General features: G+C 65.0%; 18 protein-coding genes. 8 read left to right on the plus strand and 10 right to left on the minus strand.

Features of this window, described 5'->3' with window-relative positions:
* Positions 1–392: 392 nt before the first annotated feature.
* The 7 genes from BRAS3843_RS10315 to BRAS3843_RS10345 all read right to left on the minus strand — a co-directional run bounded on the left by BRAS3843_RS10315 (position 393) and on the right by BRAS3843_RS10345 (position 8,955).
* Positions 393–1,607, minus strand: a complete 1,215-nt coding sequence (locus tag BRAS3843_RS10315; RefSeq protein ID WP_008968799.1) for a M48 family metalloprotease — start codon at positions 1,605–1,607, stop codon at positions 393–395.
* A 33-nt stretch (positions 1,608–1,640) separates the two neighbouring features.
* Complete coding sequence (locus BRAS3843_RS10320) at positions 1,641–2,198, minus strand: LemA family protein (protein ID WP_008968800.1); 558 nt, start codon at positions 2,196–2,198, stop codon at positions 1,641–1,643.
* 201 nt (positions 2,199–2,399) lie between these two features.
* Positions 2,400–2,831, minus strand: coding sequence for a hypothetical protein (locus tag BRAS3843_RS10325; protein WP_175361103.1), 432 nt, complete (start codon positions 2,829–2,831; stop codon positions 2,400–2,402).
* Between the two features lie 115 nt (positions 2,832–2,946).
* A complete protein-coding gene (locus BRAS3843_RS10330) occupies positions 2,947–3,963 on the minus strand; it encodes a small ribosomal subunit Rsm22 family protein (RefSeq protein ID WP_008968802.1) in 1,017 nt (338 codons plus the stop codon).
* Complete coding sequence (gene smc, locus BRAS3843_RS10335; protein WP_008968803.1) at positions 3,960–7,424, minus strand: chromosome segregation protein SMC; 3,465 nt, start codon at positions 7,422–7,424, stop codon at positions 3,960–3,962. Before smc ends, BRAS3843_RS10330 begins: the two co-directional genes overlap by 4 nt.
* 273 nt (positions 7,425–7,697) lie before the next feature.
* Positions 7,698–8,354, minus strand: a complete 657-nt coding sequence (locus BRAS3843_RS10340) for a DsbA family protein (protein WP_008968804.1) — start codon at positions 8,352–8,354, stop codon at positions 7,698–7,700.
* A gap of 121 nt (positions 8,355–8,475) precedes the next feature.
* On the minus strand, positions 8,476–8,955 hold the full coding sequence (locus BRAS3843_RS10345; protein WP_008968805.1) for a DciA family protein: 480 nt from the start codon (positions 8,953–8,955) through the stop codon (positions 8,476–8,478).
* A gap of 125 nt (positions 8,956–9,080) precedes the next feature.
* On the opposite strand from BRAS3843_RS10345, the gene mutY reads away from it, so the two are divergent.
* The 3 genes from mutY to BRAS3843_RS10360 all read left to right on the plus strand — a co-directional run bounded on the left by mutY (position 9,081) and on the right by BRAS3843_RS10360 (position 11,405).
* Entirely contained in the window at positions 9,081–10,199 is a 1,119-nt protein-coding gene (mutY, locus tag BRAS3843_RS10350; RefSeq protein ID WP_244425232.1) for an A/G-specific adenine glycosylase, read from the plus strand.
* Positions 10,200–10,281: 82 nt separating this feature from the next.
* Positions 10,282–10,701 carry a PaaI family thioesterase gene (locus tag BRAS3843_RS10355; protein ID WP_008968807.1) on the plus strand — a complete coding sequence of 140 codons (420 nt, stop codon included), beginning with the start codon at positions 10,282–10,284 and terminating at the stop codon, positions 10,699–10,701.
* 86 nt (positions 10,702–10,787) lie between these two features.
* Positions 10,788–11,405 (plus strand): glutathione S-transferase N-terminal domain-containing protein, encoded by a 618-nt coding sequence (locus BRAS3843_RS10360; protein ID WP_008968808.1) that lies wholly within the window; start codon positions 10,788–10,790, stop codon positions 11,403–11,405.
* Here the strand turns inward: BRAS3843_RS10360 and BRAS3843_RS10365 are convergent.
* A complete protein-coding gene (locus BRAS3843_RS10365; RefSeq protein WP_008968809.1) occupies positions 11,402–12,325 on the minus strand; it encodes a LysR family transcriptional regulator in 924 nt (307 codons plus the stop codon). The two genes, BRAS3843_RS10360 and BRAS3843_RS10365, sit on opposite strands and share 4 nt — an antisense overlap.
* Positions 12,326–12,415: 90 nt before the next feature.
* On the opposite strand from BRAS3843_RS10365, the gene BRAS3843_RS10370 reads away from it, so the two are divergent.
* The 4 genes from BRAS3843_RS10370 (at position 12,416) to BRAS3843_RS10385 (ending at position 16,527) form a co-directional block, all read left to right on the plus strand.
* Complete coding sequence (locus BRAS3843_RS10370) at positions 12,416–12,841, plus strand: nuclear transport factor 2 family protein (RefSeq protein WP_008968810.1); 426 nt, start codon at positions 12,416–12,418, stop codon at positions 12,839–12,841.
* 21 nt (positions 12,842–12,862) lie between these two features.
* Positions 12,863–13,294: a nuclear transport factor 2 family protein gene (locus BRAS3843_RS10375; RefSeq protein ID WP_008968811.1), complete on the plus strand. Its 432-nt coding sequence runs from the start codon at positions 12,863–12,865 to the stop codon at positions 13,292–13,294.
* Between the two features lie 114 nt (positions 13,295–13,408).
* Positions 13,409–13,999 carry a biliverdin-producing heme oxygenase gene (locus BRAS3843_RS10380; protein WP_008968812.1) on the plus strand — a complete coding sequence of 197 codons (591 nt, stop codon included), beginning with the start codon at positions 13,409–13,411 and terminating at the stop codon, positions 13,997–13,999.
* Positions 13,996–16,527: an HWE histidine kinase domain-containing protein gene (locus BRAS3843_RS10385; RefSeq protein WP_008968813.1), complete on the plus strand. Its 2,532-nt coding sequence runs from the start codon at positions 13,996–13,998 to the stop codon at positions 16,525–16,527. The genes BRAS3843_RS10380 and BRAS3843_RS10385 overlap by 4 nt, the downstream gene beginning before the upstream one ends.
* 50 nt (positions 16,528–16,577) lie before the next feature.
* Here the strand turns inward: BRAS3843_RS10385 and BRAS3843_RS10390 are convergent, their stop codons facing one another.
* Positions 16,578–17,270 (minus strand): glutathione S-transferase N-terminal domain-containing protein, encoded by a 693-nt coding sequence (locus tag BRAS3843_RS10390; protein ID WP_008968814.1) that lies wholly within the window; start codon positions 17,268–17,270, stop codon positions 16,578–16,580.
* Between the two features lie 1,083 nt (positions 17,271–18,353).
* Here BRAS3843_RS10390 and BRAS3843_RS42120 point away from each other — a divergent pair.
* Entirely contained in the window at positions 18,354–18,725 is a 372-nt protein-coding gene (locus BRAS3843_RS42120; protein WP_244425234.1) for a hypothetical protein, read from the plus strand.
* A 5-nt stretch (positions 18,726–18,730) separates the two neighbouring features.
* Here the strand turns inward: BRAS3843_RS42120 and BRAS3843_RS10400 are convergent, their stop codons facing one another.
* Positions 18,731–19,864, minus strand: a complete 1,134-nt coding sequence (locus tag BRAS3843_RS10400) for a site-specific DNA-methyltransferase (RefSeq protein WP_035981333.1) — start codon at positions 19,862–19,864, stop codon at positions 18,731–18,733.
* Positions 19,865–20,384: the final 520 nt, after the last annotated feature.

Genomic DNA, 20,384 nt, shown 5'->3' on the forward strand with positions numbered 1-20,384 from the left:
GGATGCTCGGTGTCGAACGCCCGGGTCGGGACGTTATTGGCGCTGAAATAATCGAGCAAAGTGCGCGAAACCGTGGTCTTGCCGACCCCGCCCTTGTCCGCGCCCACCACAACAACTGCCGGTTTCGCCATGGAATGTCCTTGAAATCTAGTCCGGCCCAGGCCGGCGCCTCGCATCCTGCGTTGCGCGCGAACATGGCAGAAACAACGGAGAATTCAAATTCATTGAAGCGACGCGGCGGTGAAATTTCCCCATCTGCTGGTCAACGTGAAGGATTAAGTGGAGGTCTCCGTGCCTTCCGGTTGCGGCGAGCCTGCCAGCTGCGAGTGATTGGCGGAAATGCGCGCGCAATCAAGGACATCGGCACGCGACTTGATCGTCATGCTGAGCTGTCAATGTCGGCCCCACGGGCCGCTTGCCGGATCGCCCCAGGGACCCCGTGGCGCATCCTGTTCCGGAGCGGGGGCGGGGCGATCGGCCGCCGGGCCCCAAGGCCCGGAGCCGGGCAGCGCGGGCGGTGTTTCGGTATCGGACGGCTCGGCCGCCGACGGCTGTTCCGCCTCGGAGGGGAGTGCGAGCGGACCAGGGTCGCGGCCGCCGGCGAATTTCACCAGCGCCTGGATGCGCGACTCCACCGAGGGATGGGTGGCGAACAGATCGGCGAAGCCTTCGCGCGGGTTGTCGACGCACAGTTCCATGACCGCCGACGTCGCGCCGGGCAGTTCACCGCGGCCCTCGATCTTGCGCAAGGCCGAGATCATCGCATCCGGGTTCTTGGTCAGCTCGACCGACCCGGCATCCGCCAGATATTCGCGCGTGCGCGACAGTGCGAGCTTGACGATCTGCGACAGCAGCCAGGCGAGCAGGATCAGCACCACCGCGATGATGATGACCACGATGGCGCCGCCGCCGGACCCTTTGCGATCCGAGGACGAGGAGGAGGACGACGACGAAGACGAGGACGACGACGACGATCCCCAGGAGCCGCCGCCTCCGCTCCAGCTCAGATTGGTGAACAGGCGGAAGAACAATTCGCCGAAGAAGCCGACCACGCCGGCAATGATCACGGCGACCACCATCATCTGCACATCGCCATTGCGGATATGGGTGAGCTCGTGGCCAAGCACGGCCTCGATCTCCTGATCGTTCAGGGCATTCAACAGCCCCGTCGTCACCGTGATCGCGTATTGTTTCTGGTTGAGCCCGGTGGCGAAGGCGTTCAGCGCCGGGCTGTCCATGATCTTCAGCTTCGGCATGGTGATGCCGCGCGAGATGCAGAGGTTTTCCAGCAGATTGTAGAGCCGCGGCTGCTCCTGCCGGGTCACCGCCTCGCCGCCGGTCACGGCGTCAATGATCGACTGGTGGAAGAAATAGGCGATCACGATCCAAGCGGCCGCGCCGAGCGTGGCCCAGGGCAGGGCCTTGATCAGGTCGGACAGCGCAGCCCGCAGATAATAGTCCACGCTGCCGCCGCCGTTGATCATCACTTCGGCAACCAGCGCTCCGGCATAGACCAGCACGTAGATCAGCAGGAACAGGCCGCCGAGCAGCACCATCGAACGGAATCTGTTCGAGGCGATATGGGTGTAGAGACCGTAGGCGGCCATGTGGCGATGCCCTGTCGAAACGAGGGCTTAGGCTCAGAATTTCACACTGGGCGCGGTTTCGACCTCGGCGCGGCTTGTGCCCAGATCGAAGAAGTCCTTGCGGGTGAAGCCGAGCATGCCAGCGAACAGCGCGGCCGGCATCTGCTGGATGCCGGTGTTGTACTCCTGCACGGCATTGTTGAAGAAGCGGCGGCTGGCGGCGATCTTGTTCTCAAGATCGGAGAGTTCGCTCGCCAGCTGCTGGAAATTGGCGTTGGCCTTGAGGTCCGGATAGGCCTCCGACAGCGCGATCAGCCGGCCGAGCGCGCCGGTGAGCTGGGTCTCGGCAGCCGAGACCTGCGCCGGACCTTGCGCGGACATGGCGGCATTCCGGGCCTTGATGACCTCGTCGAGCGTGCCGCGCTCATGCGCCGCATAGCCTTTCACGGTTTCGACCAGGTTCGGGATCAGGTCGTGACGTTGTTTCAGCTGCACGTCGACGTCGGCAAAGGCCTGGTTGACCCGCTGGCTCAGCGCGATCAGCCGGTTATAGGCGCCGAAGGCGAACAGCACGAGAATGACGATGATGCCGAGGACGATCCAGCCGGACATGCAGAGCTCCGAGGAAGAGGGCGAAAGGAAGCGGCGGGGCTAAGACTAGCCGACGATGCCGGCCGGGGCGAGACCTGCCGGATCCGGCGCGCATTGGTCGCTTCAGGCCGTGCGCGCGTTCAACCCGGGAGACCGCGTCCCGTCATTCGCTGGATCAACGGATCACCTGATCGCAGGCAACGACGCTGCGATCAGCCGCGCTCAATAGGGGCGGGCGATGCGCCAGAGCTGCGTCGGATCGTTGCCGTTGACGTCGCCGGGCGAGCTGTCCAGTTGCGAGGTGTAGAGCGGACGATAGCGATAAGCCCACATCTTCTTGCCGTCGCCACGGGTGATCACGGTGAAATCTCCGGTTGCCACCGCATTGTCGGGTGCGGTCAGCGGAGGGCGCTTCTCGGCGCATTTGGCGTCGCAGGTCGAGGCGGTGCCGCTGGTGTCCCGCTCGAACGTGTAGAGCGTCATGCCCTTGAGATCGACCAGGATCGGACCGTGCTTGCCGATGATGGCCTTGGCCGGCGGCCCTTCCTGCTTTGCGGCCGGGGGCGGCGCCGAAGCCTCGCCCCCATGGCCACCAGCAAACGCCGTCTCCGCCGTAGCCAACAGAGCCGCAGCGACCATCATCGTCCGAAACATTCCGAATGCCCCATGGTGAACGCGCTCAAAGCGCCGGTTGCAGTCACCCTAGCACTCGCGGATTAGTTCCAGGTTTCAAAAGGCTGGACAAATGAACATCCGACACGACCTGACGTTAACCATCCGTATGTTGCGGCGGTATTTGCGGCAGGTTTGCGGGCGCGACGGCGCCACCCCAATCCCAGCGGCGCGCGGCGGCAAAGGCGGTCTTGTCCCGGCGGGGAACGGTGACGGTGCGCGCAACGCCGTCGGCGCAGCAGAGCTTGGCGGCCACAGCCGCTTTGCCCAGAGCTGGCGGCGCCAGCACCCGCGCCACGGGACGTTGCGGGACCGGTTGTCGCGTCAGGGCGACATAGCTGAACTTCTCGTCCTCATAGGGCAGCTCGACGCCCTTGATCTGCTTGTGCGCGCGGGAGCGGGCGAGGCGCTGCGCGAAGTGACACCAGTCCGGCGCAGCCAGCGGGCAAGCATGATCGTGTGGGCAGGGGGCCGCGACATGCGCTCCCGCAGCGATCAATTGCGCCCGCGCCGCGATGACGCGCTGATAGCCGGCGGGGGTGCCGGGCTCGACGAGCAGCAGCGTGTCGCGCGTTTTGATCCACAGGGTCGCGGCAAGCGCCTCGCGTTCGCTCTCGGGCAGCTCGCCAATCATATAGCTGGCAATCACGAGATCGGCCGGCGCGGCGTGGTCGAGCTGCGTGCGCGTGGGCCCCAACGTATAATCGAGATCGTTCAACCGGTGTGCGCCAGCGGCAAGCTCGAGCGCCAGCGCGCGCAGGACCGGATTGGCGTCGAGGGCCCGGAACGATGCCAGCGAAGCAAAGGCTTCCGCCGCGGCGAAACTTGCCGTGCCGGGTCCGGCGCCGACATCGAGCAGCGATGTCGGCGCAAACTCCGGTCGCATCTCGATCAGCGCATTCAGGCAAGCTGCGACGGCCGCATAGGTCGCGGGCATCCGCACCACGGCGTAGGCCACCGCATCGGCCTCGCTGGCGATGCCGCCGGAGGGGCCGCCGCCGCGATAGGCTTGCGAGATCCGGGCGGCGCGCGCAGCGGCATCCTGGCGCGACTGGCCCTGCAGCTTGGCTTCGAGCGCGGCCTTGACCGCGGCAGGAAGGTCCGGAGTGATCACGCCACCTGCTGGTCGAGGATCTTCACGGCCTCGTCGAGCGCCACCGATACCAGTTGCGACACGCCGCGCTCGGCCATGGTGACGCCGAACAGCCGGTTCATCCGCGCCATCGTGATCGGGTTATGCGTGATGATGATGAAGCGGGTCTCGGTCGAGTTCTTCATCTCGTGCAGCAGATTGCAGAAGCGTTCGACGTTGTGGTCGTCGAGCGGTGCGTCGACCTCGTCCAGCACGCAGATCGGCGACGGGTTGGTGAGGAACACCGCGAAGATCAGCGCCAGCGCCGTCAACGCCTGCTCGCCGCCCGACAGCAGCGACAGCGATTGCGGCTTCTTGCCGGGCGGCTTGGCGATGATCTCGAGACCCGCCTCGAGCGGATCGTCGCTCTCGATCAGATGCAGCGCGGCCTCGCCGCCGCCGAACAGCTCGGTGAAGAGGCGCTTGAAGTGGGCGTTGACGGTCTCGAACGAGGCCTGCAGGCGCTCGCGCGCCTCCTTGTTGAGGCTCTGGATGCCCTGGCGCAGCCGCTTGATCGCTTCGACCAGGTCGTCACGCTCCGTGGTCAGCGCCGTGTGCTGGCCCTCGACCTCGGTCAGCTCCTCTTCCGCGCGCAGGTTGACGGCGCCGAGCCGCTCGCGATCGCGCCGCAGCTTCTCCAGGCTGTCCTCGATCTCGTGCAGCGGCGGCAGCTGGGTATCCGGTCCGATTTCGGCGAGACCCGCGACGGCCTGCGGCTCGACTTCGAGCATGTCGTGGATTTCGCGCTCGACGTCGGCGACGCGGCGCTTGGCGCTTTCCAGTCGTTCCTCGGCGCGCGCGGCAGCTTCGCGCGACCGCGACAAGGCTTCCAGCGAAGTCTTGGCTGCACGATCGGTATCGCCCATCGCGGTCTCGGCGGCGGCCAAAGCATCGGCTGCAACCTGGCGCTCGCCTTCGGCGATGCCGATCTCGTCGATCAGCGCGCTGCGCTTCTCGGCAAAAAACGCGGGCGCGTTCTCGAGCTCGGCGCGCTCGTCCTTCACCTCGGCGATGCGCGCCTCGATGGTTGCGATCTGCGAGCCGGCACCGCGGACGCGGTTTAACCAGTCGTTGCGCTCGCTGATGATCGCCTGCACGCGGCGGTCGGCGAGTTCGGCCTCGCGCGCCAGTGCCTGCGCCTCGGCGCGGACCTGCGCGGCCGCACGGCGCTTGGTCTCGATCTCGGCGCGAACGGCCCCGAGCCGTGCTTCGGATTCCGTGCTCGCTGGCAGCTCCTCGATCGCCTCGAGCGCGCTCTGATGCGTGGCCTCGATCTCGCTGCGATCGCTGGTCAGGCGGCTGGAGGCTTCGACGAGAGCGGACCTGCGCGCCGCGTGCCGGTTGATCTCGCGCTCGGCATTGGCGTGGCGCTCGCGCGCGGCGTTGACCTCGCGCTGCGCGGCGCGCCAAGCCTCGCGGGCGGCGCTCTCGGCGGCGGTGGCAGCCCTCACCTCGGCCTCGGCGCTCTCCAGCGCCTGGCGCTTGTTGGTGGCATCGATGCGCGCCTGCTCCAGCTCGCTTTCGATGTCGATCAGCCGGGCGCGCTCGGCAAGGCGCCGGGCCGCACCGGTCGGCGCATGTGCGGCCGCGACGAATCCGTCCCAGCGCCAGACGTCGCCTTCCGGCGACACCAGCCGCTGGCCGGTCTTCAGCTGCGAGACGAGCTGCGCCCCGCGCTCGCGCGACACCACGCCGATCTGCGCGAGCCGGCGCGACAGCTCCGGCGGGGCCTGAACATGGGCGGCAAGCGGCTCGACTCCGTCGGGCAGCGCCGGGTCGATGCCATCGGCCCCGGCCAGCGTCCAGCGCATCGGCGCCGACGGATCGACCGGTGCATCGAGGTCATCCCCGAGCACCGCGCCAAGCGCCTTTTCAAAGCCCTTCGTGACCGTGACGCCGTCGATGATCGGCGGCCACAGATTCTTGGTCTCGCTGTTCACCATCTTGGAGATGGTGCGCGCTTCCGTCTCCAGCCGTTGCGCGCGCTTCTCAGCGTCGGCAAGCGGCGCGCGGGAGGCTTCAAGCCTGTGGCGGGCGTCGGCCAGCGCGGTCTCACTGGCTTGGGCTGTGGCCTCCGACTGCGCCACCACCTCTTCGGCGGCTTCGAGCGCGGCGGCAAGCGTGTCGAGGTCGCCGAGATGGGCGGTCTCCTGCGCGAGCTTCTGCTCCTCGCCCTGGACGCCGGCGATCTCCTGGTCGAGCCGCGCCAGCCGCTCGCGGTGGCTGCGGACATTGGCCTCGAGCTGGTTGCGACGCGCGGTGAGGTCGGCCAGCTGTGTCGTCAGCTCGGTGAACTGACGCTCGGTCTCGGCGAGACTGGCCTCGGCCTCGGCCACGCGCTCGTCGACGCCGCTGCGCATCTCGACGCGCGCCTTGATCTCTTCCTTCAGCTCGGCGTCTTCGGTCTCGAGGCGCTGCAGCGCGACCTGGGCATCCTGGGTCTGCTGCTGCTCACGTGCGACGTCGGCGGTGAGCTGCATCAGCCGGCGATCGAGCTCGCCCGTGCGCTCCTTGGCGCGCAGCTCCTCGCGATCGAGCAGATCGCGCGCATTCTTGAGCCGCTGCATGGTCGCGGCGGCGCGCGCTTCGGCGTCACGCAAGGCGGGCAGCTCGGCGGCCCGGATCGCCTGGATGCGTGCCGATTCCGCCTGCTCACGGGTGCGCTCGGCCATCTCGCGCACGCTGACATCGTGCACGTGCGCCGCCTCGTTCAGGTCGGCATGAGCTCCCATCCAACGCAAATGATAAAGGGTCGCTTCCGCCTTGCGGACCTTGGCGGCAACCTCGCGATAGCGGATCGCCTGGCGCGCCTGCTTCTTCAGTCCTTCCATCTGACCGGAGAGCTGGCCGATGACATCCTCGACGCGGGTGAGGTTGGTCTCGGCCGCCTTTAGCCGCAGCTCGGCCTCATGCCGGCGCGCATGGAGGCCGGCGACGCCGGCGGCGTCTTCCAGCACGCGGCGGCGCTGCTCGGGTTTGGCCTGAATGATCTCGCCGATCTTGCCCTGGTGGACGAGGGCGGGCGAACGCGCACCGGTCGCCGCATCCGCAAACAGGATCTGCACGTCACGGGCGCGGACGTCGCGGCCATTGATGCGATACACCGAACCCGCTTCGCGCTCGATCCGCCGCGAGATCTCCAGGATGTCCCGGTCGTTGACGGCGGCCGGCGCGGTGCGATCGGCGTTGTCGATCGTCATCACCACTTCGGCATGGTTGCGGGCAGGGCGGCTATTGGAGCCCGAGAAGATCACCGCATCCATGTCGGCGGCGCGCAGCGATTTGTGCGAGGTCTCGCCCATCGCCCAGCGCAGTGCTTCAACCAGATTCGACTTGCCGCAGCCGTTCGGTCCAACCACGCCGGTGAGGCCGGGTTCGATCACGAAGTCAGTAGGTTCGACGAAGGTCTTGAAACCGTGGAGACGAAGACGCGTGAGCTTCATGCACAGATTCTCTGTTGGCAGGAGACGAATCTCCCTGCCTCGACAATACCATAGAAGGCAATGTCAATGTGGCCCGAGTCGCTTGATGCGGCTCTTGAGGGCGGGACAATGGCGAGGGGCGGGCATAAGGGCAACCCGCGAGCCCTGCTTTTCCAAGCCTTTCTGAAGCAGGAAGGCTATCTGGCGCAAACCGCCCGGTGCCGGATTGTCTCGGCCGTTCAGAATCTTATCGGGCCGGCACGACGCGGCACTGAGGATCGTTCCGAAGACAGATCAGCTCTTGAGAAGCGGATTGATCTTCTTCTCGAACTCCTCGATCGAGGTCTCGCCCTTGATCTTCTCGCCGTTGATGAAGAAGGTCGGGGTCGAATCCACTTTAAGGACTTCGCTGGCGTATTTCTGGTCGGCCGCGATCTTGTCGAGCAGTGCCTGATCCTTGAGGCAGGCCTCGACCTGCTGTTGGGTGAGCCCGGCCTGCTTGCCGATCCGGGTCAGCGTCTCCGTCGTGTTCTTCACGACCCAGTCGTTCTGGGAGCGGAACAGCATGTCGGTCACGGCGAAGTATTTTTGCGCGTCGCCATTGGCGATGCAGCGGGTCAGCATCGAGCCGGCCGCGGCTTTGATGTCGAGCGGGAACTCGCGGAAGATGTAGCGGATCTTGCCGGTATCAATGTATTCCGACTTGAGCTTCGGGAACACGTCCTTGTTGAACGCCGCGCAATGCGGGCAGGTCATCGAGGCATATTCGGTGATGGTGACGGCGGCGTCGGCCGGGCCGAGCACCATGTCCGGCAGCGACACCGGCTTGGCCACATCGGAGGCGCTCTGCGCCATCGCGTCCGAGATCAACCGCAGCGGCGAGAAGCCGGCGAGTGCAGCGAGGCCGGTCAGGGACAAAGCGGCGGTGAAGGCGCGGCGGGTGATGATCAAGGCTCTGCTCCGGACTGGCGTATCTTTGCGCGCGATAGACTCTAAAGACGCGGGCATGTCGCTAGCTTGAAACCGCTCAACTGGCAATGCTGGCGGGCGAGGACCGATGATCCGGCCGGCGTCAATTTCGCTTGATGGCGGCGCCCAGCCGGGCGAGCGCATCACGGAGCGCCTCGTCCTCGATTGCCGACAGGCTCTCGGCCACTTTCGCGACCGATTTTGGGTCAGGCGGGGTCGGTCGCCGGGGCCGCGGACGGCGCAACAAAGGGCCCTGGCGGAGCGCCAGCCGGCCGACCGCATGCCAGCCGAAGAAGCGGTTGACCCGCTCCAGGATCACGTCGGACGAATGCTGGATTTCGAGCGCCATCGGACCCTCGACCTTTAGCACCAGCGTCGCCGGCTCCTGCGGCTGCCCTTCGACCGGCCGCGGCCATTGGATCTTCAGGGGTGCGGCGTGGGCCGCGATCTCGGGCCCTGCGATCTCCGCCCATCGGGTGACGAGTTCGCGGGAGGCAAAGCCCTGCTTGGCGTAGGCAGCCGAGAACACGTCCCCGAGCATGGCGGACAGAGGCTTGGCGCTGATCGGGCCGGGCTTTGACATGGTCAGTTTATCGCGTCGTTGCCGGTCGGGAACTTGCCCCACGCAAGAAGAAAGCCGTGGATGCGCGTGAGCAGCGCGGATGTGACCGGAGACTATGGCGTCTGACGTACTAGATTGCAGCTATGATGTCACCCGTGCTTCGCTTCCAACCCAAACTGCCCGACACCGAAGGTAGCGACGACCGCCCCGCGGAGCTGCTCGCCTGGTACGACCGCCATCGCCGGCGCCTTCCGTGGCGCGCGCCGGCGGGGGAGCGCGCCGATCCCTACCGGGTCTGGCTGTCCGAGATCATGTTGCAGCAGACCACCGTCAAGGCGGTCGGACCCTATTTCGAGAAGTTCCTGGCGCGGTGGCCGGACGTGACCGCGCTGGGCCGGGCGGCGCTCGACGATGTGCTGCGGATGTGGGCCGGGCTCGGTTACTACTCCCGGGCGCGCAATCTCCATGCATGCGCGGTGACGGTGCTGCGCGACCATGGCGGCAAATTTCCCGATACCGAAGAGCGCTTGCGCGCGCTGCCGGGCATCGGTCCGTATACGGCGGCAGCGATCGCGGCGATCGCGTTCGATCGCCGCACCATGCCCGTCGACGGCAATATCGAGCGCGTGGTGTCGCGGCTGTTCGCCGTTGAGGAGACGTTGCCGCAGGCCAAACCCCGTATCCAGGAGCTGGCGGCAAGTCTGCTCGGGCCGTCCAGGGCGAGCGATGCGGAGACGCGCGCCGGCGACAGCGCGCAGGCGCTGATGGATCTGGGAGCTTCGATCTGCACGCCGAAGAAGCCCGCCTGCGCGCTGTGTCCTTTCAACGGGGATTGCGCGGCCCGCCTGCGCGGTGACCAGGAGACCTTTCCCCGCAAAGCGCCGAAGAAGACCGGCGCGCTGCGGCGCGGCGCGGCTTTCGTGGTGACGCGTGGTGACGAGCTCCTGGTGCGCTCACGCCCCGAAAAAGGTCTGCTCGGCGGAATGACGGAGGTGCCCGGCTCGGAGTGGCGGGCTGATCAGGACGACAAAGCCGCACTGGCGCAGGCACCGCAGCTTGCCGGCATTGGCCGGTGGCATCGCAAAGCCGGCGTCGTCACCCACGTGTTCACGCATTTTCCGCTGGAGCTCGTGGTCTACACTGCCCAGGTGCCGGCGCGGACGCGCGCGCCGTCAGGCATGCGCTGGGTGGCGATCGCGACACTCGCCGAGGAAGCGCTGCCCAACGTCATGCGCAAGGTGGTTGCGCACGGGCTTGGCGACTGAGGCACGCATCTCCTCCGGCTGCTGACAGTGCGCTGGCAGCAGCCTCGCCTTAATGAGGCGCGCCTGAGACGGAGACGCGCCTATGATCCAAACCGCACTCGATCACATCCCAGCGCCGCCATCGGCGCAGCTGTTAGGCTGGCACCTATTGGATGCGAGACCCGCCGAAGGCTGGATCCGGATCGGCTTCGACGGCAAGCACGAGTTCTGTAATCCGGCCGGGTTCATCCAGGGAGGCATCCTGTCGGCGATGCTCGACGACACGATGGGCCCAGCCGTGTTCGTCATGACCGAAGGCCGGCTCTACACGGTGACCGTCACCATGACTGTGAATTTCATGGCCCCGGCCGAGCCTGGGCCCATGATAGGGGAGGGACGCGTGACGCAGCTCGGCAGGACGATTGCGTTCATGGAGGGCCGGCTCACACGCGCGGGCGGTGCGTTGATCGCGACCGCAACAGCCACTGCGCGACTGGTCGAGAGCACGCGAGCGTTGCGCTAGCGGCATAGGGCTGCTGCTGTGGCTGATAGAGGATGGACGGCCCGGAGAAGCGCCGCTACGCTGGCGGCTCATCGATCGGAAACGCCATGCTCAAGCTCTATTACACACCCGGCACCTGCGCGCTCGCCTCGCATATCGCGCTGGCTGAAGCCGGCGCAGACTACGCGCTGCAGAAGGTCGACTTCAAGACCAACCAGCAGAACAGCTCCGACTATCTCGCGATCAACCCCAAGGGGCGGGTGCCTGCGCTGGTCACCGATCGCGGTGTCCTGACCGAGACGCCGGCGCTGCTTGCCTACATCGCGCAAAGCTTCCCGCAGGCGAAGCTCGCGCCATTGGACGATGCGTTCGCGTTCGCCGAGGTGCAGTCGTTCAATAGCTATCTGTGCTCGACCGTTCATGTCGCCCATGCGCACCGGGTGCGCGGCTCGCGCTGGGCGAGCGAGGAATCCTCCTTCGCCGACATGAAGCGCAAGGTGCCGGAGACCGTCGGCGGCTGCTTCGTGCTGATCGAACGCGCCATGTTCAGGGGACCGTGGGTGATGGGCGGGCAATATACGATCTGCGATCCCTATCTCTTTACGATCGCGCAATGGCTCTCAGGTGATAGCGTCGACATCAAAGCGTTCCCGAAGATCGCGGATCATTTCGACCGCATGTCGGAGCGGCCGGCCGTGAAGAAGGCCTTGGCTGAACAAGCTTAGACGACGCTACGCTTGCCGCGATCGAGTTCGCGCGCCGTCTCCAGCATCAGCTTTCGCAGCCAGATCGAGCCCGGGTCCAATTGCGCCCGGGTCGGATAGAACATGTATTGCTCGTCGACGCCGGGGTCGAGCGGCGGCGAGACCGTGACCAGCGATAGCGGCTTGGCCAGGGCTGCGATCAAGCGGCGCGGCACGAAGGCGACGAGATCGGTCCGCGCCGCGACGTTGAGCGCCTCGATATAGCCGGGCACGACCAGGGCGATGCGCCGCTCGATGCCTTTGGTTTCGAGCCACATATCGATCAGATCCGCGCTCTGGCCGCGCAGAATGACGGCGACATGGCGCGCCTGCAGGAAGACGTCGCGCCGCTTCAGCTTGGCCCCGATCGGATGGCCGCGCCGGATCGCGAGTGCGTCACTGTCGGTGTAGAGCAGCTGGCGGTGAAAGCCTTTGAAGGCATTGCCGATCGAAATCACCATGTCGATGGTGCGGGCGAAGTCCGCATGGAAGATGGCCGACCCGCGCCAGGGCACGACGTCGATGCGGATGTTGGGTGCGGCTTGCGCCACCTTCGCCATTAGAGGGGGCATCAGCAGCTCGACCGCGAGATCCGGCATCATCAGCCGGAACTGCCGATCGCTCCGTGTCGCATCGAACGCATCGGAGAGAAACAGGCCGCGGACCTGCTCCAGCGCTTGAGCGAGCGGCGCGCGCAAGGCGAGCGCCCGCGGCGTCAATTCCATTCGCGCGCCCGTTCGGACCAGCAGCGGATCGCCGAACAGATCCCGCAGCCGCTGCAGCGCATGGCTGGTCGCGGGTTGCGACAGGCCGATCCGAAGCGCGGCGCGGCTCACGCTGGCCTCACGCAACAGCGCATCCAGGGCGATCAGCAGGTTGAGATCGAGCGCGGTCAAATTCATCAGGTGAATAGATATCATATCGCCTATCGATTGGAAGAATGGCGGCGGCTGCGGCAGCATCAGGCTTGATCACACAGGGAGAGCCCCGCCATGAGCGCCGCCGCCAACAAGCAACTGCTTCAAGACATCTTTGCCGCCGTCGCCACCGGCAACCGCCAGCCGCTCCTCGACCACCTCGCCGACGAGGTGACCATGCAGGTCACCGGACAAAATTCCTGGTCCCAGACCTTTCGTGGCAAGGAAGCGCTCGTGCGGGATCTCTACGGCTATCTCGCGACGCTGCTGGCGGATGGACGGCGCACCGTGCCGCTGCGCTTCATCGCCGACGATGATCATGTCGTGGTCGAAGCCAAGGGCGAGATGCGCACCAAGGCAGGTATTCCCTACAACAACGCTTACTGCCTGATCTACCGGTTGCAGAACGGGAGGATCGTCGAGATCAGGGAGTATTGCGACTACGCGCTCACCGAAGCGGTGCTCGGTCCTTTTCCGGCTTCGATGAAGCAGCGTGGCTGATGAGCCGGAGGGAGGACGCCCATGAAAGCAACGGACCACAAACCAGACGACAACAAGACCATCGTCCAGCATGTTTTCGACGAGCTCGCCAGGAGCAACTCGCAGCCTCTGCTGGATCGGCTCGCCGAGGATTTCCGTTTCGTGATCATGGGGACGGGCTCATGGTCACGGAGCTTCGAAGGAAAGGCGGCGGTGCTGGCCGAGCTGTTCGCACCGTTGCGAGAGAAGATCGCAGACCGGATCACAATCGTCCCGGTTCGACTCATTGCGGAAGGCGATCTTGTCGTGGTCGAGGCGCGCGGCCGCAATACCACCCGAGACGGCAAGGCCTATGACAACACCTATTGCAACGTGATCAGGCTCGAAGCGGGACAGTTCAAGGAATGGATCGAATATTGTGACACCCTGCTGGTCGAAAAGGTGCTGGGCCCTCCTGGCGAGGCGGCCAAATAGCTGACCTGATCCCGAGCAGACCGGAACTGGCCGGGAACTTCGGATTGGTTTCGGCGTTGCGTCGGGGCTGTGCTGCGTTCTTGCGGCCTGAACCACGACCGCGAGCCTCATTTGATGACACTGCCTGCCATTCCCGGTGACATTTCTTATGCAAGTCACGCCATTGGTATCCGCGAGAAATTGCGGGCGGCGACATCAGCCGCCCACCATGCACTCGATGAGCGCCTCAGCGCTTTCGACCTGACCGAAACTGACCATTATCGCCGCTTTCTCCAGGCGAGTGCCGCGGCGCTTCTGCCGCTTGAATGCGCGCTCGAACAGGCCGGTGTCGCGGAGCTGTTCGCCGACTGGTCGCATCGGGCGCGCGCAGGCGTCATCGCAGCCGATCTCGCCCGGCTCGGTGGCGCGGTTGCGCCTTTGCCGTTGCCGCAGCCGCTCAATCGCATCGGCATCTTCGGCACGCTTTATGTGCTTGAGGGCTCCCGTCTCGGCGCGGCTTACCTGCGTCGCATCGTGGCCGCATCTGCCGATCCGAGGGTGCGGAGCGCGACCCGCTATCTCGGCCATGGTGCGGGGCAGGGGCTCTGGCGGAGTTATCTCGCGCGGCTCGAGCGCGAAGCCGTGACTGCCGTCGATCTGTCCGGGATGATCGCAAGCGCGCAACAGGCCTTTGCCATGTTCGGGAAAGCTGTGGCAGCGGCATGAACGAGCACGTCGACCTTACCAATTGCGATCGTGAACCGATCCATATCCCCGGAAGCGTCCAGCCGTTTGGCTTTTTGCTGGCCCTGGTGTCCGACTTCACGATCTGCATGGCCTCGGAGAATGCGCCGGATTTTCTCGGCCGCGATCTGTCCTGGTTGCTGCAGCGGCCGGTCGCGCAGGTGCTGGCGCCGGCCGCGGTCGACACAATCCGCTCGCGGGTCGACTATTTGAGCTCCCCCGACGCAGTGGAGCGGGTGTTTGCCATCGAGCTGCAACGCGACGGTCGGCTGTTCGATCTGGCCATTCATTTCTCCGGGGCCTATCTGGTCGTCGAGGCCGAGCCGAGCGTGATCGAGCCCGGCGTCAATTCGGGCGAACTGGTCCGCCTGATGCTCGGTCGCATCCGCAAGACCGAGGGGCTGACGGAACTGGCGCAGGAGGCAGCGCGTCAGCTGAAGGTTTTGACCGGCTTCGACCGCGTCATGGTGTATCGCTTTCACCCCGACGGCTCGGGCGAGGTGATCGCCGAAGTCGCCGGCGCCGGCCTCGAACCGTTTCTCGGCCTGCATTATCCGGCCTCCGACATTCCCCGCCAGGCGCGCGCGCTCTATCAGCGCAACTGGCTGCGGATCATCGCCGATATCGATGCCAAGCCCGCTGCCTTGCTGGCGACACCGACACACAATGCCGGCCTGCTCGATCTGTCGATGAGCGTGTTGCGCGCGGTGTCGCCGATCCACCTCGAATATCTGCGCAACATGGGCGTGGCGGCATCGATGTCGGTGTCGATCCTGCGCGAGGGCAAGCTCTGGGGCCTGTTCGCCTGCCATCATTATTCGCCTCATCATCTGTCGTTCGAGAAGCGCACTGCGTCCGAACTGTTCGGCCAGATGTATTCCTGGCTGTTGGAGGCGCGTGAGCGCGAGACCGACATCGCCTATGAGAGCCGCGCGCACCAGATTCAGGAACGCCTGATCGAGCGGGCGGCGGCGCAGGCGCACAGCAAGCGTGCGATCCTGGAGTTCATCGGCGAATACCGCAAGATGATCGAATGCGACGGCATTGCGGTGTGGTCGGACGACGAAATCACGCTGGAGGGCGAGACGCCGACGGAGGCCGAGGTGCAGGACCTGATCGGCTTCATCAACCGCACCTCGCCGGGCCGCATCTGCGCCAGCGCCGAGATTGCGAAAGTCTACGCCGCCGGCGAGGCGTTTCGCGATCGCGCCGCGGGCTTTCTCGCCATTCCGATCTCGCGCACGCCGCGCGACTGCCTGATCTTCTTTCGCCGCGAAGTGCTGCGCTCGGTCAACTGGGCCGGCGATCCCAACAAGACCTATGCGGAGGGGCCGCTGGGCGCGCGCCTGACACCGCGGAAGAGTTTCGAGGTGTGGCAGCAGACGGTGGCCGGCCAGTCCAAGCCCTGGTCGTCCGCCGACCTGCGCATCGCCGAAAGTCTCCGCGTCACCTTGCTGGAAGTGATCCTGCAGCTCGCCGAGCTCGCTGCGCGCGAACGTCGCGGCGCGCAGGAACGACAGGAATTGATGATTGCCGAGCTCAACCATCGCGTCCGCAACATCCTGAGTCTGGTGCGCGGGCTGGTCGCGCAGAGCAAGGACACCGCAAGCTCGACCGAAGAGTTCGCTTCCGTGCTCGGCGGACGCATCCAGGCGCTCGCGCGGGCGCATGATCAGATCACCAATCTGAACTGGGCGCCGGCCGCCTTGCGCTCGCTGTTCGAATCGGAAGCGGGCGCCTATCTCGGTTCACGCGCCAAACGGGTGCAGATGGAGGGGCCCGATGTCGCGCTCGATCCGAAGGCGTTCGCCACGCTCGCGCTCGTCGTGCACGAGATGATGACGAATTCCGCCAAATACGGCGCGCTCGCGGACTCCACCGGGCAGGTGCAGGTGATCTGGCATGTCGACCAGGGCTCACGGCTGGTGATCGACTGGAAGGAGAGCGGTGGACCGCCGGTGCAGCCGCCGTCGCGGCGTGGTTTTGGCACCACGATCATCGAGCGCTCGGTGCCGTTCGATCTGAAGGGCGTTGCCGAGATCCGCTTCGACCTGCTCGGCGTGCAGGCCCGCTTCGTCATCCCTGCGAATTTTGTGCAGATGGTGCCGGCCGTGGCGGGTGCCCCGTCGCGGCTCGCCGCGAAGGAGCAGGCGATGCCGCGCCTGTCCGGGACCGTGCTGATCGTCGAGGACAATCTGATCATCGCCATGGGAGCGGAGGTGATCCTGCTCGAGCTCGGCGCGCGCCATGTCGAAACCGCGGCCTCGGTCACCCAGGCGCTCAAGGCCATCGAGCGCGCAGTGCCGAGCTTTGCGCTGCTCGACGTCAATCTCGGCGCAGAAAGCAGCATTCCGGTCGGACATCGCCTGACCGAACTGGGCGTCCCCTTCATGTTCGCCACCGGCTACGGCGAGCGCGCGCCGATTCCGGCCGAGCTCGCGCACGCACCGGTGATTCAGAAGCCGTATACGCGCGAAGTGGTGGAGAAAGCGCTTTCGAAGCTGAAGTGACGGCCAAGCGCATCGCCCGCTTGCGCGGGTGATGCGGCAGGCGTGCGTCGTCACGCCACCTTGGTCTTGAGATGGCCGAACATGAAACCGCGCGCTTCCTCGTCCAGCTCGGCTTTGAAGGTGAACTTGTCCTTCAGCGCCAGCGCACGCTGCGCGGCCGGGCGGGCCGAGATCTCGTCGACCAGGCGCTTGAGGCTCGGATATTTCGTCAGCGCGTCATCGCCGAACGCAAACGGCGCCATGCGTGCCCAGCCCCACAGCGCCATGTCGACGATCGTGTAGGTGTCACCAACCATGTAGCGGTGCTTTGCCAGACGATCGTCGAGAATTTTGAAATGGCGATGTCCTTCATACTGGTAGCGATTATGCGCGTAGTCATGGTTCTGGTCCTTCGGCGCGAAATGCTTGAAATGCACCGCCTGACCCGAATAGGGACCGACGCCGGTCGCGACGAACATCAGCCAGGACAACAGTTCGGCTCGGCTCGCCGGCGTATGAGCAGGCAGAAACTTGCCGGTCTTTTCGGCGAGATAGAGCAGGATCGCATTGCTGTCGAACACGACCACGCCGTCATCGTCGATCGCCGGCACTTTGCCATTCGGATTGATCTGCAAGAACTCCGGCTTGAACTGGTCGCCCTTGCGGGTGTCGATGGCGACCGGCGCGTAAGCGAGGCCTGATTCCTCGAGGAATAGTGCAACCTTGGTCGGATTGGGCGAGCCGTTGAAATAGAATTTGAGCATTGGCGATTCCTCTGGATTGTTTTCAGTCGATGATTTTGCGGGGCGGACAGGCGCAAGCGGACGTGACGTCAAGGGACCGTGAGCGCGATTGGTGTGAAATTCAATTGAAGGCGGCGCTGGCGCTCATGATTCGGGATCGTGGATTGCGTGAGCTTCGAACCTCGTTCGCATAGCTGCTATTCCCGGTGCAGATCACAGCGGTGATGAATTCTCAATAATAAGGCGATCACGTCAGCGGACCCGAACAGGGCAAAACATCTGCATTTTTGTTATATTCCCGCGGCGACTGCGACAAAACAGCACAAAAGATGTTAGAAGTTTTCAAAACAAGACCGTCATCATAACAACCTTTCGACAAATGGAACCGTCGCAGCCTTATTGAGAACGAAGTCCTCGACGAAACGGCGCTGGGGGTTGCGTTGAATCGTCGGAGGTCTGATGACGAATCGAGCGACGAATAGGTTGCCGTGTGTCGCGGCAACTGTATTGGCAGGCGCTGCGATGGCAACGCTCCAGTTTCAGCCGGCATCGGCGGATGAATGCCTGGCGAAGCCGAAGGAGGGCGTGGCAGGAAAACACTGGTTTTACCGAATCGACCGCGCAACGAAGCGTCAGTGCTGGTACCTGCGCGACGACGACCGCACGCAGGGCGCCTCTCTCGCCGTGCGGAAATTGGCTGCTCAGAAAGAGCGTTCGAATCTTTCGTCGTCGACGGCGAATGCGCGCGCTGAATTTGAGCCTGTGGCCAGCGCTGGTAACGATGATGTGAAGGCCGCGCCATCACCGGCGCCGTCCAGTGCGTCTGGTGCATTTCCGGCCGCTGCGCCTGTTCTCGCCGCGCCTGTTCCGGCGGCTCCCCCTGTTGAGGATGCGGCGTCGGCCCAGCGCGGACCTGAGGGTGTGACGGCAGCGGTTGACGCATCCGCCGTTGCGTCCCGATGGCCCGATCCGACCAGCTCGCCGCAAGCTCCTGCCGAGCCGGTGCAGGCTCCGCCTTCGTACAAACTTGCCGCGGCGTCTGTGCCTGCCGTTGCGGCCGAGCCAAGCGCGCCGGCGGCAATGCCGGCGCCCGTGAGCGAGACCGTGCCGACCACTTCTGCGTCATTGACAATAGATGACGGCTCGCGCACCCGGCTGTTGGCTTTCCTAGGCGCTGTCGCCATCGCCGGCTTTTCGACCAGCGTGTTGTTTGCGCGGGCGCGTGCCCGGCGGCGGATCCAGATCACGCCTGCAAACATGCGACGCGGACCGCGTTGGCCCGTCGAGCCCGAACTCGACCGGATGCAACTGGCGCCGATGGACGACTACCCGTCGCTGCCGCGGCCGCAGGATCTCGAACGCGGGCGTCAGACCCGGCTCTCAGTCGTTCCGCAGGATGAGATGCCGTATGACGAGCAATATCAGGTCGAAGATCTGCTGGCGCGCTATTCGGGACAGAATCGCCGCAGGTCGTAAGGCGTTTAGCCTGCAGCCATCTCGGAGCGGATTTCAGCGCGGAGCTCGTCGATCAGCTTCAAGCCGCTCTTGGTCTCGACGTGCCAGAAAGTCCAGCCATTGCACGCGGGCGCGCCTTGCGCCACCGCGCCGATGCGATGGATCGACCCGACCTTGTCACCAAGCATGATGGCGCCGTCGGCGCGCACCAGCGCACCGTGCCGCCGCTTGGCGTCGACGAGCTTGGTGCCGGGTGGGATCATGCCGCGTTCGATCAATTCGGAGAATGCGACACGCGGCGCATCACGCGCCGTCATGAACGGTGCCAGTGTCGCTTCCGGCAACGGCTCGATGGCGGCGATGCGCTGTTCGGCGGCCTTTGCATAGGCGCGGTCGCGCTCGAAGCCGATGTAGTGGCGGCCGAGACGTTTTGCCACGGCCCCGGTCGTGCCGGTGCCGTTGAACGGGTCGATCACGAGATCGCCCGGCTTTGAGGACGACAGCAGCACGCGCGCGAGCAAACCTTCCGGCTTCTGGGTCGGGTGGACCTTCCTGCCGTCCTTGTCCTTCAGGCGCTCCTCGCCGGTGCAAAGCGGGATCAGCCAGTCGGAGCGCGCCTGCACGTCTTCATTGGCGGCTTTCAGCGCTTCGTAGTTGAAGGTGTAGCCCTTGGCCTTCTCGTCGCGCGCCGCCCAGATCATGGTCTCATGCGCGTTGGTGAAGCGGCGACCGCGGAAGTTCGGCATCGGATTGGATTTGCGCCAGACGATGTCGTTCAGGATCCAGAAGCCGAGATCCTGCATGATGGCGCCGACGCGGAAGATATTGTGGTAGGAGCCGATCACCCACAAGGTCGCGCTCGGCTTCATCAGCCGCCGGCAGGCGAGCAGCCAGGCTCGCGTGAAATCGTCGTAAGCCCCAAAGGACGAGAACTTGTCCCAATCATCATTGACCGCATCGACATGCGATTCGTCGGGACGCTTGAGCTCACCTTTAAGCTGCAGATTGTAGGGCGGATCTGCAAACACCAGGTCCACCGACGAAGCCGGCAGCTTCGACATCTCGGCGACGCAGTCGCCGACGATGATGCGGGACGTTTCGAGAGTCTCAAATTTAGTGCGGGGCGCCCTTGCAGACGCCCCGCGACGCGACTCAACCATGACTCAAGAACTCTGACTCAGGCGACGCTGTCGGCGACGCGGGACCTAACAACCGACTGGCGCTACATTGATCGGGCAAAGTAAAAATCGACTTAACCCGGAAAATCTTTCGCATCATTGCGCACGTTTCATCAGATGCGGGCTGTGCGCGTCGCGCGGCAGTTTTGGCCGGGCGCTGTTTGCTAAGACATCGATTCGTGAGCGCTTTTTCCGATGTTGCGCCGCGCTTGTGCGTGGCGCAGGCGCAAATCGCCGCATGATTTCTCGGCGGCGCTAGGCAAAATCTGCCGCCCGGGTTATTGATTAACGGAGTGGAAATTCTACCTGTCTGCCGCGTTAGGTTCTCGCGTTTGCCCGTGCTCGATTGATCAAGGAAAGGCCGCCATGCGTTACGATGATTTTCGCCGCAGCGACGACATCGACGACCGTCGCGACGAAGGCGGAATGGGCGGGGGTGGTATGGGTCTGCCGATGGGGGGCGGCGGGCTCGGCATCGGCACCATCATCGTCCTCGGCCTGA

The sequence above is a fragment of the Bradyrhizobium sp. STM 3843 genome (genome assembly GCF_000239815.1).
Lineage (GTDB): Bacteria > Pseudomonadota > Alphaproteobacteria > Rhizobiales > Xanthobacteraceae > Bradyrhizobium.